This is a genomic window from Aeromonas sp. QDB25, assembly GCF_027707725.1.
In the GTDB taxonomy this organism is placed as follows: domain Bacteria; phylum Pseudomonadota; class Gammaproteobacteria; order Enterobacterales; family Aeromonadaceae; genus Aeromonas; species Aeromonas caviae.
In genome coordinates this window covers 1-530 of the sequence record NZ_JAPCIZ010000254.1, presented here as the reverse complement: position 1 = coordinate 530, position 530 = coordinate 1, and the positions used below count along the sequence as shown (strand labels likewise).

The 530-nt window shown below is 58.9% G+C and carries 1 protein-coding gene; it reads right to left on the bottom strand.

All coding sequences use genetic code 11. The features are described 5' to 3' along the window. Positions 1–530: phage integrase central domain-containing protein (locus tag PG883_RS23790; protein ID WP_442866382.1), on the bottom strand; the 530-nt coding region annotated here is incomplete at both ends.

Here is a 530-nt window from a genome sequence, read left to right as displayed (position 1 = left end):
CGTCCCAACGGGTACCCGCCGATTCACCGGGGCGCACCAGCGTGTGAAGGCTCCATTCAATCTGACAGCGGGTGGTATGTTCCAGGCGACCGTTGGCAATGTCGGCCATCAACAGCGGCAACTCGTCTGGTTTGAGGGTGGGCATATGCTTCTTGGTGGGCTTCTTGAATACCTTGCGAATGGCAGAGCAGGGATTGGCATCGAGTAGGCCATGATTAACGCTGTAGTCGAGGATCTCGTTTATTCGCTGACACAAGCGGCGCACTGTCTCAAGTTTGCCGTCAGCCTCCAGCGGGCGCAGTAGCTCGATCACCAGGGGGGCGCGTATCTGGTCGATGGGCATGGAGCCGATGAAAGGCAGCACATACAGCTCAAGGGAGCGCCACGAATCGGCGGCATAGGCTTCGCTCACGTCGTGCCGTTTCAGCTCCAGCCACTTGGCGGCCATGCGCTCAAAGGTGTTGGCGCTGGCCTCTTGCTTGGCTTGGGCAATGGCGACCTGTTCTTGCTGGTGGAGTTGGGGATCAATA